This is a genomic window from Bacteriovorax sp. DB6_IX (assembly GCF_000447775.1).
GTDB lineage: Bacteria > Bdellovibrionota > Bacteriovoracia > Bacteriovoracales > Bacteriovoracaceae > Halobacteriovorax_A.
Genome location: NZ_AUNJ01000103.1, coordinates 1 through 16,614 on the forward strand (window position 1 = coordinate 1; position 16,614 = coordinate 16,614).

At 36.7% G+C, this 16,614-nt stretch carries 12 protein-coding genes and 1 pseudogene; 8 read left to right on the forward strand and 5 right to left on the reverse strand.

The window, feature by feature from the left end; translation table 11 throughout:
• From M901_RS03265 to mfd, 5 genes and pseudogenes are all read right to left on the reverse strand, one after another.
• Positions 1-1,164, reverse strand: a pseudogene (locus tag M901_RS03265) (excinuclease ABC subunit UvrA); the annotation flags it as partial.
• Positions 1,134-2,051 carry a PdxA family protein gene (locus M901_RS03270; RefSeq protein ID WP_021276749.1) on the reverse strand — a complete coding sequence of 306 codons (918 nt, stop codon included), beginning with the start codon at positions 2,049-2,051 and terminating at the stop codon, positions 1,134-1,136. The gene M901_RS03270 and the pseudogene M901_RS03265, both read right to left, overlap by 31 nt.
• Positions 2,051-2,959 carry a SurA domain-containing protein gene (locus M901_RS03275; RefSeq protein ID WP_021276752.1) on the reverse strand — a complete coding sequence of 303 codons (909 nt, stop codon included), beginning with the start codon at positions 2,957-2,959 and terminating at the stop codon, positions 2,051-2,053. Before M901_RS03275 ends, M901_RS03270 begins: the two co-directional genes overlap by 1 nt.
• 67 nt (positions 2,960-3,026) lie before the next feature.
• Complete coding sequence (locus tag M901_RS03280) at positions 3,027-3,833, reverse strand: peptidylprolyl isomerase (protein ID WP_021276751.1); 807 nt, start codon at positions 3,831-3,833, stop codon at positions 3,027-3,029.
• A gap of 71 nt (positions 3,834-3,904) precedes the next feature.
• Entirely contained in the window at positions 3,905-7,390 is a 3,486-nt protein-coding gene (gene mfd / locus M901_RS03285; RefSeq protein WP_021276757.1) for a transcription-repair coupling factor, read from the reverse strand.
• A gap of 186 nt (positions 7,391-7,576) precedes the next feature.
• Here mfd and M901_RS03290 point away from each other — a divergent pair, with 186 nt between their 5' ends.
• The 8 genes from M901_RS03290 (at position 7,577) to M901_RS03330 (ending at position 16,526) form a co-directional block, all read left to right on the forward strand.
• Positions 7,577-8,005, forward strand: coding sequence for an NADH-quinone oxidoreductase subunit A (locus tag M901_RS03290; RefSeq protein ID WP_021276759.1), 429 nt, complete (start codon positions 7,577-7,579; stop codon positions 8,003-8,005).
• Positions 8,005-9,207 (forward strand): NADH-quinone oxidoreductase subunit NuoH, encoded by a 1,203-nt coding sequence (gene nuoH / locus M901_RS03295; protein WP_021276761.1) that lies wholly within the window; start codon positions 8,005-8,007, stop codon positions 9,205-9,207. The genes M901_RS03290 and nuoH overlap by 1 nt, the downstream gene beginning before the upstream one ends.
• Before the next feature lie 21 nt (positions 9,208-9,228).
• Positions 9,229-9,759, forward strand: a complete 531-nt coding sequence (locus M901_RS03300) for an NADH-quinone oxidoreductase subunit J (protein ID WP_021276750.1) — start codon at positions 9,229-9,231, stop codon at positions 9,757-9,759.
• Positions 9,759-10,064, forward strand: coding sequence for an NADH-quinone oxidoreductase subunit NuoK (gene nuoK, locus M901_RS03305; RefSeq protein WP_021276760.1), 306 nt, complete (start codon positions 9,759-9,761; stop codon positions 10,062-10,064). Before M901_RS03300 ends, nuoK begins: the two co-directional genes overlap by 1 nt.
• 22 nt (positions 10,065-10,086) lie before the next feature.
• Entirely contained in the window at positions 10,087-12,279 is a 2,193-nt protein-coding gene (locus M901_RS03310) for an NADH-quinone oxidoreductase subunit L (RefSeq protein WP_021276758.1), read from the forward strand.
• A 24-nt stretch (positions 12,280-12,303) separates the two neighbouring features.
• A complete protein-coding gene (locus tag M901_RS03315) occupies positions 12,304-13,836 on the forward strand; it encodes a NuoM family protein (RefSeq protein WP_232422504.1) in 1,533 nt (510 codons plus the stop codon).
• A 15-nt stretch (positions 13,837-13,851) separates the two neighbouring features.
• Complete coding sequence (locus tag M901_RS03320; protein ID WP_021276754.1) at positions 13,852-15,327, forward strand: NADH-quinone oxidoreductase subunit N; 1,476 nt, start codon at positions 13,852-13,854, stop codon at positions 15,325-15,327.
• Positions 15,328-15,641: 314 nt separating this feature from the next.
• Complete coding sequence (locus M901_RS03330) at positions 15,642-16,526, forward strand: hypothetical protein (RefSeq protein ID WP_021276753.1); 885 nt, start codon at positions 15,642-15,644, stop codon at positions 16,524-16,526.
• Positions 16,527-16,614: the final 88 nt, after the last annotated feature.

Sequence of the window (16,614 nt, forward strand, 5' to 3'; positions counted from 1 at the left end):
TTCTTTGTATTTCTTTTCAAGCCATTCAATTATACCTGGAAATGGTTTAGTAAATTCAAAGTGAGAATTCTCTGACTTAAATTTATACGTATACTCTTTGTTAGTTCCATCAAAGAGTATTTTAAAAAACTTCTTTGGAACTTTGTTAAGAGGTGTTTTTAGATCGACCCCTTCTTCTTTCATTACACATTCGATCATTTTATTCATGAAACTATTTTTCTTTGTTACAACAGGAATAGCTCCTGCAAGAATTGGAAGAGAATCATCAAAAATGAGAGTGTCGAGGTCAAAAGTTTTAGATTCTCCTAAACCATTACATTTTGCACAAGCTCCAACTGGCGAGTTGAAAGAGAAAAGTCTTGGTTCCAGATCAGGATATTTTTCACCTGTACTAGGGGAGAGGTTGTGTTCAGAATATGTTTTAATTTCTTCATCAACAAGGATATGAGTCGTTCCATCTCCAAGTTTTAGTGCATATTCAATAGAGTCAGTGAGTCTTTTTTCAATCCCTGTTTTTACAAGAACCCTATCAACTACTGCAAAAAGTTCGTCAGATAGTTTTACTTTCTTAATGTGAGCATCATCAAAGAGTTCTACTTCACCATTGTGCATGAATCTAGAGAATCCCATTGACATGAACTTTGTGACTTGTGCCTTTAGTTCTTTGGCGTTTGCTCCAGTAACAGAAACCATAATGTGAAGTTTGGTTTTTTCCTTATTCTTTAATAGATCGGTTGTAATTTGCCCTGGTGTATAGCTTCTAACTAATTCTCCACTATGAGGGCAGTAGAGATCGCCTGCTCTTGCAAATAAAACTCTTAAATAGTCGTAAATCTCTGTAATAGTTCCTACAGTAGATCGTGGGTTCTTATTTGTTGTTTTCTGATCGATAGCGATTGAAGGTGATAGACCAGTGATTGACTCAACATCAGGTGCCTGTTGTTGGCCTAGAAATTGTCTTGCATAAGAGGAGAGAGATTCAATATACCTTCTCTGTCCTTCAGCGTAGATTGTATCGAAGGCCAAGGAACTTTTACCTGAACCAGATGGGCCCGTGATGACTGTTAAAGTATTCTTAGGGATATCAATACTAACATCCTTAAGATTGTGAACTCTTGCTTTATGAATTTTTATTAAGTCTTTTGAACTTGTTTGTTTTGGCATTTGATCCTCTCAAGTGCTTGGAGGGCCAGCTTCATAACATAGTAGCAGCCCATGTAATTTGCTTCGTTTTTACCAAATAATTCGAAGGCTGTCCCGTGGTCTACACTAAGTCTAAGAAATGGTAAGCCTAAAGATATATTGGCACCAATTGTTTTGAATAGGCTCTTAAATGGAGCTAATCCTTGATCATGGTACATATAGACAAATAGCTTTTCTTCGCTAAATTGCCTGTTAACGAGAAGTCCGTCTGCTGGGAGCGGACCATTTACTTTTAGTTTTGTTTTGTGTCCTAAGGATTTAACAGAATCTAGAATAACACTATCCTCATTACCCAAAATACCATTTTCACCAGCGTGTGGATTGATACCAGTAATGAAGATCTCTTTAAGTTCTCCAAAGTATTTTTTATAGTTATCAACACATAACTCTACTTTATGGTTAATAAGCTCTGAAGATATATGTGAAGCAACTTTATTAAGAGGGATATGATCAGTAATCAAGAGAACATTACTTTCATTTGATTTAAAGAACATATCAACTTCTTTATTGAAGAATCTTCTAAAGTATTCAGTATGACCTGCGAGTTTTTCACCATTAAGAATTAATTGGTCCTTACTCGTGGGCAGAGTCAGCAGGATATCATCGTGCTTACAAAGCTCTATTCCCTTTGCCAATGCCGAAGTAGAGAAAGGCTTATCTGTAATATAGGTGATTTTCAGAGGGTCGTAATCTAGGGAAATATGAGAAATTTTTAGGTTTTTTTCTAGTGTTTCTTTGTGACAGATTAGGTGAAACTCTTTTTGCTGATACTTTGGCAGAAGAAGATAACTTTTTAGAAATACTTCTAAACCGATACCTTCTTCATGTCCAGCCGTCACATAAATCATTAGAGAAATTTCTTAATATAGTGATTTGCTTCTTCTCTTGCAAACCAGATTTTTGTCACTTCACGTGCTTTTTGTTCATAAATCTTTGCACGTAGCATATTTTTAGAGTTTAAAAATAGTTCTGATTCAACGACATCTCTATTTTTAACGAAGAAGATATGTGTCTTTCCAAACATATTAATCGGGTCAGTAAATTGACCTTCTTGTGCTCTTACAAGTAGTTTTTGTAAGTCTTTGGTAAGGTTTTCTGCTTTAATATCACCTAGAGTTGTTGACTCAATAGAAGAGTATTTCTTTGGAAGTGGTGCACCTTTTTGAAAGTCGATCATGATATTTTTAAAAGTTTTCCACTTTGACTTAGGTACTTTATTTGGCTCGATAGAAAAATCAACAAGAGTATACTTGAAAGAAACTGTTTTATTATTAACGTTTTCTTTGAAGAATTGGTTCTTAATTTCTTGCTCAGAAACAGAGACAAGAGGGATGATTACCCATGAGTTAAATCTGTTAAACTCAATAGCTTCACGAGTGATTTCAAAGAACTCCTCGTAGTTCGTTCCATTGTTCTTTAAGAATTGAAGAAGTTGAGGTCTCGAAAGTCCAAGCTTTTGCTCACGACTTTTGATTTCTGATTCAACTTGATCATCACTTACGATATATCCAATTTCTTTTAACTTCGCTCTGACAACGTATTTCTTAACAAGAAGCTCAACAACTTCTTGGTTAGAATATGATGGTTTTTTGTAGATGAAAGGTGAGACACTTTTCCTAGCAGGTAAACTAGACTGAACTCTTTTTATCATTGATAGAGTGATCACTTCATTGTCGATGACAGCAGCAATTTTATCTAAAAGTTTGGCCTGAACTGAAAGTGAAAATGTGAGGGCAAGAAGAATTAAAAGCCTCATGGAATCTCCTATCTAATAATTTTAAACAATTAAAGATAGCGTTTCCAAGAGGCTTATACAAGTGATTTTACTTAAGTTGTTTGTCTAGAATCTTGATATTGGCTTTCTTTCTTAGCGATGCGAAATATTCGTCAATGATCTTATCTCTCTTCCTATCATAAACAAACTTTTGATAGGCTGGCTTTTGGATTTCTTCAAATTTCTTAACACCTAAAACTTTGATGATGTGATAACCATACTGAGTTCTTACAGGAGGTGTAATATAACCAACTTTTCTTCCTTTAATGGCCTTAAAATATTCTGGGGCTAAGAAAAACGCAGGCTTATATCCAATGTCTCCACCTGTTTCAGCGTTTGGTGATTGAGAAAATTTATTAGCAAGTTCACCAAACTTCTTTGGATCTTTTTTAACTTGGTCATATAATTCAAAGATCTTCTTTTGAGCAGCTTCAATTTCAGCCTTCTCAGGGATAACTCTAACTCTTAGCATGATGTGCGCTGTTCTATATTCAGGAAATTCCTTATAGAAAGATTGGACATCTTTATCTGTTACGTTAATTCTTTTGAATTGTGGTTCAAGATCTTTTGAAACTTGTGCATGGTAAAGAACCTCCTCCATTTTTCCTTGGACGATAGGGTCTTTATCAAGCTTGGCCTTTTTTGCTTTCTCAATTCCGATCTCTTTATTGATAAGATCAGTTAGAACTTTCTTCATTGTAACCATTTCATTCGATACAACGTATTTATTAAGCAGGTAAGCCTTGTCTAGATCAGACTTTTTAATCTTCTTTCCATTAACTTCAGCTACTACAGGATCTTTTGCAGCAAATGCACCAAGAGTTAATACTGAACAAAGAACAAGTTTCTTAAGCATTGTTTCTTCCTTTTTAGGTTATACACTTACTTCTAGTATAACAAAAACTAGGCTAAGTAATAGTAATAACACTAACGTGGAACAATTTGCTCAGCAATCTCCTCACAGAACTCGACTAAATAAGTCGGAGATACTGTTTTGTCGTGTACATAGATGAGTTTAAAATCGGGCGTAAACTGGTACTTGCGAGTACGCTGGATAAATGCATCAACTACCCTATTTCTGAGGTCTTCGTTCTGCTCAATAATACTCTTTTCAAAATGTAGTACGATATTCGTATCCACTACCTGAACAGTTTTTATTCCACAAGGCATTAAGTGGACACGTGAGTTAAGAATTCCAAAGAGGTTTTCTAACTCATCAGGCATTGGTCCATAGATATCAAAGAGTGTTTCACGAAGGGACTCAATTTTTGAAATTTCTTTAGCATTAGAAAGTTGCTTATAGTACTTAAGCCTCTCCGAAGCATCTTGAATATAGTGACTTGGTATGAATGAGGCAAAAGGAGTATTGATTTCAATATCCTTTTTAATAATACGCTTCTCACCTCGCAGCTCTTGAATTGCTTCAGTTAAAAGTTCCATATACAGCTCAAGTCCAACAGCTTCGATATGTCCTGATTGTTGTGCTCCAAGGATATCCCCTGCTCCCCTAATTTCTAAGTCACAGTTTGCAATCTGAAAACCGGAACCCATGTCTGCATATGTTTGTAGCGCTTTCAATCTTTTTTGAGCTATCTCGTTTATGCTTCTATTGCTTGGAATGACAAAATAGCAATAGGCCTTTTTGTCACTACGACCAATACGTCCTCTAAGTTGGTGCAACTGCGCAAGTCCGTACATATCCGCCCTATCGACGATCATAGTATTGGCATTTGGTATATCTATCCCCGATTCGATAATTGTAGTTGAAACAAGGATTTGATAAGCACCGTTATAAAAAGCAGTAATACGCGACTCGAGTTCCTTTTCCGGCATCTGTCCGTGAGCATAGACAACTTTTGCATCGGGAACGAGTTCTTTAATATACTGAACATAATTCTCCATATCTTGCACACGATTGTGAACAATGAAGACTTGTCCTCCCCTTCTAAGCTCTCTGTTTAAGGCACTTTGAATTGTATGATCATCTTCTTTAATTAAATATGTCTTAATTGATTGTCTTCTTGGAGGTGCTGTTTTTATTAGAGCCAATTCTTTTAAACCTAGAAAAGAAAGCTGTAATGTTCTTGGAATTGGAGTCGCTGTTAGTGTTAAAAAATCAACTGTTGATTTAAGAAGTTTAAGCTTGTTTTTGTGCCCAACTCCAAAACGTTGTTCTTCATCAACAATAACTAAACCAAGATCTTTAAACTTAATAGTTTTGGAAAGAATTTTATGTGTTCCAACTAGAATATCGATTTCTCCATTTTCTAGTTTTTCTTTTGTTTCCTTTTCTTCCTTACCTGTCTTGAACCTTGAGAGATAATCAATATTCACGGCAAAGTTTTTAAAACGTTTAACAAATGAGTTATAATGCTGAAGCGCTAAAACAGTTGTAGGAACTAGTACTGCAACTTGTTTACCATCTAGAACTGCTTTGTATGCAGCTCTCATTGCGACTTCCGTTTTTCCAAAACCAACATCTCCACAAACTAAGAAATCCATTGGCGTTGGCTTTTGCATTTTATCAACCACTGAATCAATTGCAGCCTTTTGATCGGGAGTTTCATTGAAAGGAAAATCAAGTTCAAACTCTTTAAATTCGTGATCTGGTGCTGAGAAAGCAAAGGCAGGCGAGGACTGTCTTTCAGCTTGAAGCTTTAGAAGATCAAAAGCCAACTTTTTTGCAGATTCTTTAGCGCGCGATTTTACATTACCAAACTTATTTGTTCTTAAACTATCAATAGATACAGAAGCAGTTGAATCAGCATACTTCTGGATTAAGTTCATCTTATAAATAGGAACAAAGACTTTATCATTTCCCTTAAACAATAGAACAAGGTAGTCTGTTTTAGAGCCACCAATATCCATTGCCTCAAGGCCTTGGTATTGTCCAATACCATGTTTAGAGTGGATGATATAATCACCAGACTTTAAAGAAGCTAGTTGTTCAGCAAAGAGATCGTAGTCTACCTTTGTTGAAACTTTTGCTTTATCCCTTTTTATAGCAAAAAGATCACTGTCTGATACAATGAGAGTCTTTTCACTTTCGTAGAAGAATCCATTTTCAAGCTTATAGGGCAGGAAACTTGTTCTCTTTAATATTTCACCGTTAAACTCTAGAAGATCAAGAATATGCATGATCTCATTTTTAGAATTATCATTTTGAACAGTGAAGATAATATTTCCAGAATATTTAAAATCTGATTTTAAAAAGGTGAGTGTACTTTTTAATAATTCATGTTTTGGTACTGCGAGATTTAAGTGTCTTGCTAAGTAATGACGTGTGTTCTCAAATTTAACTTCAAGGAAGTCATTATTTTCTTCGAAAATTTCCGAATGAATTGTAATTGTATTTACATTTAACTTTCTAAAGCTTTGAAGGGCGTTCTCAATATTAAGATCATATAATTTTTCCGGCTCGGGTAGGAGAGAGTCACCATCGTTTTCAAGGGAGTCTTCATAGTCAACTCTAAGCTCCTCCTTGTATTCAAGTAGTTTCTCTTCGATTTGCCCGTTATCAACAAAAGTTACGAGTGTATTCTTTACATCAAAATAATCAATTAGAGTTGAATTAGATTCAAAGAAAAGAGGAGTGTAAACAGGATAGTTTTCAAAAAGTTGGTTATCACTTATTTGAGAAAATATTTGTTTTCTTTTTTCAAATTTTTCTTTTTGTGCAGGAGTTGGCCTAACTGCATTTGTTCTTAAATTATTTGCATACTTGCTTTGTGTAAGAATACCGGGTGCTGGAGAGACCTTAAACTTCGAAAGCTTCTGTTCTTTAATAGTTTTTTGAGTTTCTTTATCGATGAGATAGATCTCTTCAATCATGTCATCAAAATAATGAATTCTTACTGGCTGATGAGAAATAGGGTAGATATCAAAAATCTCTCCTTTTTTACAAAAAGTCCCAGGCTCTTCAATACTATGAGAGCTAGAGTATCCAAGACGTACTAGTTTACCTGCGAGTTCGTCTGGTGAAACGATATCGCTTTCTTCAAGTAAGAGACGATTGCTTTCAAAAAAATCTTTTGGAGGTTGTTTTAAACTTAGCGCTTCTACCGATGTCACCACAAAAGTTCTATTCTTCTTTGTTAGTAGAGCGTCGAGAACTCTAAATCTAAAAAGTAGACTTCTTTCTGAAGAAATGAGGCCACTATAAGGTGACGCATCAAGTCCAGAAAAGTGCAAAAAGGTAATTTCTTCACGATAGTTATTTTTTGCACTGTGGTAGAAGTTTTCAGCTTCTTCACTTGTTGCGAAGACAAGAATTTGATCATGTTGATCTTTTGATAAATTAATATAGTTGTAGAGACCCCATTGTTCTTGAGTTATACCACTTAGTGTCAATGACGTTTGCTTGCTCTGCATCCATGAGTTGAGTCTTGTGCGCAGTGCTGAAAAAGTATTCATAATCAACCTCTATTATTGAAGAGTAGAAACTAACATATAATGATAGAAATTGCATTCGTTACCAACAATCATATATAGCCCTGCATCAAGTTAAGCATTTAAAAAAAGGGGGCCAAATCGTTTTCAAAGTGCTAGTTTTCGTGTAATCTTGTTAGGCTTAGTTTACTTATACATGGAGTTTATAGAATGTCGTCACACAATCTTGACGTCTACATGCCCGTATTAATTTTAATGGCATTTGCGGCAATTATGGTTCTCGGTGCACTTCTAGTAGGGAAGTTAATTCGACCTCATAACCCAACTGAACTTAAGGTTACACCTTATGAGTGTGGGGAAGAGCCGATCGGTAGTGCGTGGTCAAACTTTAACGTTAGGTTTTACGTTGTTGCACTTATCTTTATCATCTTTGATGTTGAAGGTGCATTAATGTTCCCAGTAGCAACTGTGTTCAAAAGATTTGTAGAAATCGGACAGGGTGGAGCTATTCTAGGATCTTTTCTTCTTTTCATTTCAGTACTTGTTCTAGGTGTTGTTTACTGTTGGAAGAAAGGCGATCTTGACTGGGTTAAGAGTTATCAAGTTTCAACAGATTATAATGAGAAAAAGGATAAATAATGAACTCAACAGTTGTATCTTATTTATCACAGGCTCCTGGTTACGCTCTAGCAGTAAATAAGCTGACAGAGCTTTTTGGTTTTGATGCCACAGGTTTTGTTAACTTTCTTCTTTTCTTCCTAGTTGCTTTCATTGTTGTAAATGTAATGTCGGCAATTGGTGGTCTTGGTACGTACGCAGAAAGAAAGATTTCTGCTGACTTACAAATGAGACAAGGTCCAAACAGAGTTGGTCCTTATGGACTCCTTCAGTTCCTTGCTGATGGTGTTAAGATGATTGGTAAGGAAGATGTTCTACCAGCTCAAGCTGATAGATTTCTTTTCTTAGTTGCTCCTCTAATGTGTATGGTTGGTGTTTTTGCTTCACTTGCAGTACTGCCATTCTCTAACGGGTTCACACTAACAAATCTCAACATTGGTGTTTTCTACTTACTTGGTGTTTCTTCACTAGTTGGAGTAGGGATCTTCCTTGGTGGATACGCATCTAACTCAAAGTGGTCAATGCTTGGTGGTATGAGGGGTGCTTCCCAGATTATTTCTTATGAAGTTCCAGTAACACTTTCAATTCTAGCAATTGTTCTTATGACTGGAAGTTTATCATTTGATGTTATTACAGAAGCTCAGGGTGGTTTACCACATGAGTGGTTCGTACTACATAACCCATTTACATTTATTGGGTTCTTCGTTCTTTTTATTGGTGCTCTGGCAGAAACAAACCGTGCCCCATTTGACTTACCTGAAGCAGAATCAGAGCTTGTATCTGGTTACCATACAGAATTTACTGGGATGAGATTTGCTTTCTTCGCACTGGCTGAATACGTTGAAGTATTTGTTGTGTGTGGTGTATGTGCTGCTCTTTTCCTTGGTGGTTACAAAGTTCCTTTTGATCTTGGAACTGGTGAACTTATCATGAAAACTTTCCCAGCTGTTCATCCAATGCTTGCTAAACAAATTGGAAATATTCTTCAACTAAAAGTATTCGTACTTAAAACTCTTCTTCTTTATTACGTAGTTATCTGGATCAGATGGACACTACCTAGAATGAGAGTTGATAGTCTTATGGTTCTTTGTTGGAAGTACTTAACTCCAATTGCTCTATTCAACCTTGTTGGATGTGCTGTTTGGCTATGGGCCTTCGAAGGAAAGTCTGTTTGGACGTTGATTTTTAAAAGTGGTGTGGCTGCGGCCGGTGGACACCACTAATTAATATAAGAGGATAATGAAATGTTTCTTAAAATAATGTTTGTCCTTTCTGCATTACTCACTTTAGGTGGAGCATTTTTAACTGCATCATCTAAGAACCTAATGCATGCCTGTGTCTACCTACTAGCTTGTCTATTTGGTGTTGCAGGACTTTACGCTACATTAGGAGCTGATTTCTTAGCAGCTGCTCAACTTGTTGTTTATGCTGGTGGAGTTGTAATTCTAATGCTTTTCGCAATCATGCTTACTGGTGGTGTTCAGGAATTCGTTAACAAGTTTGGTTTAGACAAGACTCCTTCAATGGGATCTGGAAAAACTTACACAATCGCAGGTCTTTCAATGATCGTAACAGCGTTCATTGTAATGAAGATTCTTGCTCCAGTGTTTAAGACACCAGCACAAACTGATTTACCTGCTTTCACTTCAACAGTTGAAAAGCTTGGTGTGTTACTTGTGACTGACCACGTACTAGCTTTCGAGATTTCTTCGATTCTACTTCTTGGAGCTCTTGTTGGTGCGGCCGTAATCTCTAGACCAAGGAGAGGTAAGTAATGATCAGCTTAAATGGTTATTTAATTATTTCATTCTGTTTATTCCTTGCTGGAATGACAGTAATGATTGCCCGTAAAAATATTATCGCGATTCTACTAGGTGTTGAGTTAATTCTTAACGCTGCTGCACTTAACTTTGCTGCATATACAAGATTTGTGAATCAGAACCTTGACGGTCATGTCATGTCTCTATTCATTATTGTTATTGCTGCAGCTGAAGCAGCTGTTGGACTGGCGATTGTGATTCGTTTCTTCCAAATTAAAGAAACAATTCACATTGATGATGCAACTGAACTACAGAGCTAATTGGATATAAGGAAATAGAAAGATGGATTATACGATTTCAAGTGTAGCCCCGATTGTACTTTTACCTTTCTTCGCTTTCGTAATTAATGCGTTTTTAGCGAGAAAGGGTGGTAAAGCAACTATTGCAGCAGTTTTTCTAAGCTGTGCTGCTATTGCAGGATCATCGGTTTATGCTTTTAGAATTTTCAAGGACTTTGTTTGGGGTAATTACGCTACTAATTATCATATCCACAAGTTTTTCACGTGGTTTGATTTAAATGGTGGTGGACAAGAGTTTACTGTAAACATGGGTATTTATATCGATAACATGGCGGCAGTAATGCTTCTTATGGTTACGGTTGTTGCCACAATGATTCACATCTTCTCGACTTACTACATGAAAGATGACATGCACTACGGAAGAAACGGTCGTTTCTTTGTTTATATGTCACTCTTTACGTCGGCGATGCTTGGACTTGTTCTTTCAGATAACCTTTTCTCAGTATTTATCTTCTGGGAACTTATGGGATTCTGTTCATACTCATTAATTGGGTTCTACTACGAGAAAGAAAAAACAGGAAATGCCAACGTTAAGGCCTTCATGACAACAAGAGTTGGAGATGTTTTCTTTCTACTAGGTATTGTTGCGATTTGGACGGCTATTGGTTCAGTTGGATTTGTTGATATTTACAATGCTGTTGATAGTGGACTTTTCACTTCAACGAAAGTTCTTGGGATGCCATTAGCTACATTTGCTGGTCTGTGTATCTTCATGGGAACAATTGGTAAATCAGCTCAGTTCCCACTAAATGTTTGGCTTCCAGATGCGATGAACGGACCAACTCCATGTTCGGCCCTGATTCACGCTGCTACAATGGTTGCTGCAGGTGTTTATCTTTCACTAAGAATTTACCCACTTCTAGAAGTTGGTGAGCTTACAACTTTCGTAGCTTATATCGGTGGTATCACAGCATTTGGTGCAGCAACGATCGCGCTTGTTCAAACAGACTTTAAAGCGGTACTAGCATTTTCAACAATTTCTCAACTAGGATATATGGTTCTAGGTGTTGGTGTTGGATCTTATAACGCTGCTTTCATGCACCTAATTACTCACGCCATTTTTAAAGCGTGTCTATTCCTAAGTGCAGGATCTGTTATCCACTCGCTACACGATCACCATACGCATCAACACGTTCAAGAGATGCCGAGAATGGGTGGTCTAAGACATAAAATGAAATACACTTGGATTGCAATGTGGTGTTGTACTCTAGCAATCGCAGGTATTCCATTCTTCTCTGGATTTGTTTCTAAGGATAGAATTCTAGGTGACGCTCTTGTCGCAGCAACTCATAACCCTGTTATGGCCGTTCCTGCAGCACTTGGTTTCCTCGGTGCACTTCTTACAGCGTTCTATATGTGTAGAATGATGTTCCTTGCTTTCCACGGAGAGCCAAGAGATAAAGAAGTTTACGATCATACTCATGAGGAAAAGCTTTCTTGGAACAGAAACGCTCCTCTACTTTTCCTTTCAATCTTCACTCTAGGTGTATGGTTCTCTGGATCATTAACAGGACAAGGTCTTGTTAAGGTTGCTGACTACAAGAATGGAAAATACGAGTGGTTCCAAACTCTTATTGAAGCTCCGAAAAAAGGAAACTTCGAAAACTATAAGAGAGAGGCTTTCGGAAATACAGATTCAAGAGTTAAAGATTCTTTTGAAATGACAAAATATGATAAGCAACATGGACTGAGCGAAGCTGAGTACCACCATGTTCACAAGTGGCACGTTATTGGTGCAATCGCTTCAATTATCATTGCATTCTCTGGGGTATTCATTGCAGCAATGATGTATCTTTGGAAGAAATGGGATCCAGGATTCTGGGTTAAGACTTTTAATAGATACTACAGAACACTACAGAACAAGTACTATATGGATGAACTTTATATTAAGGGAATGATCCAAGGTATGTTACTTCCATTCAATAACTTACTAGCTAAGCTTGATATGGGAATTTATGACAGATTTGTTGTAGATGGTTCTGCAGTAGCAACTAAGTTTGTAATGAAGATTGCAAACTGGTTCGACAACTTATTTGTAGATACGATTATGGTAGATGGGACAGGAGCTTCGGTTAAATTCTTTAACCTAGTTCTGAGAACTTTCCAATCAGGGAAGATCCAGTTCTATTTCATTATGATTATTTTAGTATTATTTGGTTATATTTTAGCGTTATAAAAAACGGGTATTAAGGAGTTACGAGTGAGCGGTCATTCTAATTTACTAAGTTGGATTCTGTGGATGCCTATTATTGGTGTTCTTGGAACATTATTAATTCCAAGAACGAAAGAGACAATGATCAGAGTATGGTCTCTTCTGAACACAGTTATTACTATGGCATTGACTGCCGTCCTGTACATGAAGTTCGATCAGACTTTACCAGGAATGCAGCAAGCACTAACAGAGAAGTATGCTTGGATTAAACAATTCAATATCTTCTACCATTTAGCGGTAGATGGAATTTCACTTCCAATGATTTTACTTACAGCACTACTATTCTTCATCTGTATCCTGTCTTCATGGACAGTTAAGAAGCAAGTTAAGGCATACTTTGCACTTCTTCTTTTCCTACAGTCGACAGTATTCGGTGTATTCATGGCAATGGATTTCTTCCTTTTCTATGTTTACTGGGAAGTAATGCTAATCCCAATGTTCTTCCTAATCGGAATTTGGGGTGGGGAAAACAGAGAGTACGCTGCTGTTAAGTTCTTCCTTTATACATTCTTTGGATCGATCCTAATGCTTGTTGGTATGGTTGCACTATACTTCGTAACAGGACAAGGTGTTGATTCATTCAATATTCTAGCTCTTTCAGGTGGAAAGTTTACAAATACAACTGTTGAAATCTTTGGAATGGTTCTTCCATTTGCAAAAATCTTCTTCGTTGCTCTTTTCATTGGTTTTGCTATTAAAGTTCCAGTCTTTCCATTCCATACGTGGCTACCACACGCTCACGTTCAGGCACCTACAGCGATCTCAGTTATCCTTGCCGGTGTACTACTTAAAATGGGAACTTACGGATTCTTAAGAATTGCATTCCCAATCTTCCCTTCTGCTTCAGTTTACTTTGCAGATGCGATTGCTTGGCTTGGTCTAATCAACGTAATCTACGGAGCATTCTGTGCGATGGCTCAGAACGATGTTAAGAAACTTGTTGCATATTCTTCAGTTTCTCACATGGGATTCGTAATGCTTGGTCTTGCTGCAATGACAGTTCAAGGTATGAACGGTGCTGTTCTTCAGATGTTCAACCACGGAACTTCAACAGCTATGATGTTCCTTCTGATCGGTATTCTTTATGAAAGATCTCACCACAGATGGATCGTTAGACCAGATGGAACAAAAGGTTTTGGAGGTCTTTATACTCAACTTCCAAAATACTCTATCGTATTTATTATCGCGATGTTCGCGTCAATGGGTCTACCAGGACTTTCAGGGTTTATTTCTGAAGCACTTATCTTCCTAGGTATCTATAGTAAGTTTACTACAATCACTGTTCTTGCAGTTATTGGTCTACTTCTTGGTGCTGCTTACCTTCTATGGATGTTCAAGAGAATGTTCTTTGGAGAAGTTATTGAAGAGTGTAAGTCTTATACAGATATGAACGCACGTGAGATCTTCTACATGACTCCACTATGTATTGCGGTAATCGTATTTGGTGTATATCCAGCTCCACTTCTTAACATGATGAAGGCTTCAGTTGGTAAACTAGTATCGCTTCTAGCGACGTTTTAATTAATAGGTGTAATAATGGCTTTAAACTATTTAGCTAGCATTAGTCACTACGTACCAGAGTTAATCCTTTGTTTAACAATGGCGGGCTTGATCCTTATCGAGTCTGCCTACGATAGAGGTGTTAAAGGTAGTGCAAAAGGTATGATGTACTGGGGTGCTTACCTTGGACTTCTTTGTTCTTTTGTTTATCTTTTTAAAGCTCTTGGGACTGAGCCATTACAGATCTTCACAAGATCAATTGTAATCGACTCATTTGGTACTCTTGCTAAGATGATTATGGTTCTAGGAACGGCCGGAGCTATTTTTCTTGGAAGACAATCACTTGATATTTATGAAGAAGTTAAATCTGAATTCGTAATTCTGACGATTGGGGTCCTTATCGGTGGGATGCTTCTAGTATCTGCTAATAATATGCTTCTATTTTACATTGGGATCGAAACACTTTCTATCCTTTCATATGTAATGGCTTCTCTTAAGAAGAATGATGAAAGATCTTCTGAGGCAGGACTTAAGTACTCTCTTTACGGAGGAGTAACTGCTGGTCTAATGCTATTTGGAATGTCACATATCTTTGGTGTGTTAGGGACAATTCAGTTTACTGAAATTATTCCTGCCATGGCCGCTCTTACAAAGGCTCAAGCATTAGTTTTAATGCCTGCGTTCTTATTGTTCTTTGTTGGTATCGGATACAAAATTGCTTGTGTTCCATTCCACATGTGGTCACCAGATGTTTACGAAGGATCACCGCTTCCTGTAACAAACTTCTTTTCAATCGTTCCAAAGATTGCTGGAATTGTAGCATTCGTAAGAGTAACTAATACTTTCTTCGGTGGAGATGCTTCTATCGTTAGAGAGACATGGGTTGTTCTACTTATGATTGCATCAGCATTAACAATGACTGTTGGTAACGTAGCAGCTATCGGACAAAGATCGGTAAAGAGAATGCTTGCATATTCAAGTATCTCGCATGCTGGTGTTATGATGTTAGGTGTACTCGTTATTGATGATCTTGGTGCAAGAGCGATCTTATTTTATGCAGTTACATATTTATTTATGACACTTGCAGCATTCTTTATTACTTCATTTGTTCAAGACCACTATGGTAACGATCACTTTGAAAGATTTAATGGTCTAATGAAGAAGCATCCTCTTATGAGTATCGTAATGGTTATTGTTATGTTCTCACTTGCAGGTCTTCCACCATTATCAGGATTTGTTGCGAAGTTTAATATCTTAGCAGCAGTTGTTTCTAAGAAGTATTATGTTCTTGCTGTAATCGCGGCTCTTAATTCAGTTGTTTCTCTTTACTACTATATGAAAGTAGTTAGATTGATGGTGTTTAAAGATGCTGAGTCTGATGAGCCAGTTAAGGGATTTATTTTCTCTAACCAGGTTGTCATTACAGTAATTGCTCTTCCAGTTCTTCTTTTAGGAGTATTTTGGGAGAAGTTAATCGTAATCGCTGGTGGAGCTAAGATCTTCCTACAGTAATTATGAGTATTGTATTAGAGTATTTTCTAATTCTTTTCTTAATATTAGGGGTAGTTTTTATCTACCCCTTAATTTTTTCTAAGAAACCAAATCAAGAACCATCAAAATCTGTTCAGTTTGTTTATTACAAAAGTACTTATAGGCCGGAGCTTTCGAAGGTTCTCAAACTGGCTTTTGCATTAATTATTCCTGCGTTGCTCCATGTTCTTCTTGGAAGTTCTAATTCTATAGAATTCTCTAAAGAAACGTATGCTTTTCTTGCCGCTATTGCTACAATTTTAGTATTCTTAATTTAGTAAAATTGAGGGGATACATTGCTTACTTATTTTACAGTGCTACTTACAGCATTGGCACTTATTCTTATATATAACGCGATTAGATCAGATGTGATCTCAACGAATATCTCTATCCAGCGCTATATAAATCTTTCTAAAATTGGACAAGACCTTGATGGTAAAAGTATTGCAGTAAGATTATTTCTGACTGTGTTAAATATTTTCATTATCTTGCATAGTGTAAGTATTGGACTTAATACAGATGACCTTAGTCTTAATTATAATACAGCCCTGATTAGTTTATATCTTGTTTTAGATATAACACTGTTCTACACATTACATTTAATGTTTATAAAGCAAAGACATGAAGTTCTAGCATTCTTGAGAATTGGTCTTCTCGAGATGTTGATGTCACTGATGATATTGGCAACTATATCTGTTGAAGTTCAAGGGGTCTTTCTTAGCGATGTATTACTCTTTCAAAATGAGCTTAGCTTTGGGTTGCCTAAGTGGAATATCGTTTTACTAATGCCTCTCTATTATGTCTGGAATGCAAGTAGGGTAGATACCCAACGATCATTACCTTTAAGAAATTTACACTCAGAAGTTGATAAATTTCAAATGAGACTTCTCTATACAGTGAGAAGTGTCGCTTGGTTGAGTCTTTCAGTAGTTCTATTTTTTGGAGGAGCCGGTGTTTTTGAACTCTTTGATGGCCTAAACTTCAATGAATTTACTCTGAGTCTTTTTGAAGTCATTGTTTATGTTATTAAGTTTATTATCCTGTCTCTTCTTGTGAAGATGTACAGGCGATTTGTAGGGCCTAAAAAGTTGCTAGAGCTAGAAAACCTCTATAGGCGTCGAACGTTGTTGGCAATTATCGCTTTTTTAATTATTTGTGGATATAAGGTGGCTACGCTTTGATTCTAATACAAATCTTAACACTACTCATTTTACTGGTATTAGTCTTTGTGATTGAAAAGATGGAGAGAAATATTACTGACATTCTTCT

Excerpts from the sequence above, each read along its gene's own strand:
- M901_RS03270 (WP_021276749.1), bottom strand. The coding sequence starts at position 2,051 with ATGATTTATGTGACGGCTGGACATGAAGAAGGTATCGGTTTAGAAGTA.
- M901_RS03275 (WP_021276752.1), bottom strand. The coding sequence starts at position 2,959 with ATGAGGCTTTTAATTCTTCTTGCCCTCACATTTTCACTTTCAGTTCAG.
- M901_RS03280 (WP_021276751.1), bottom strand. The coding sequence starts at position 3,833 with ATGCTTAAGAAACTTGTTCTTTGTTCAGTATTAACTCTTGGTGCATTT.
- mfd (WP_021276757.1), bottom strand. The coding sequence starts at position 7,390 with ATGAATACTTTTTCAGCACTGCGCACAAGACTCAACTCATGGATGCAG.
- M901_RS03290 (WP_021276759.1), top strand. The coding sequence starts at position 7,577 with ATGTCGTCACACAATCTTGACGTCTACATGCCCGTATTAATTTTAATG.
- nuoH (WP_021276761.1), top strand. The coding sequence starts at position 8,005 with ATGAACTCAACAGTTGTATCTTATTTATCACAGGCTCCTGGTTACGCT.
- M901_RS03300 (WP_021276750.1), top strand. The coding sequence starts at position 9,229 with ATGTTTCTTAAAATAATGTTTGTCCTTTCTGCATTACTCACTTTAGGT.
- nuoK (WP_021276760.1), top strand. The coding sequence starts at position 9,759 with ATGATCAGCTTAAATGGTTATTTAATTATTTCATTCTGTTTATTCCTT.
- M901_RS03310 (WP_021276758.1), top strand. The coding sequence starts at position 10,087 with ATGGATTATACGATTTCAAGTGTAGCCCCGATTGTACTTTTACCTTTC.
- M901_RS03320 (WP_021276754.1), top strand. The coding sequence starts at position 13,852 with ATGGCTTTAAACTATTTAGCTAGCATTAGTCACTACGTACCAGAGTTA.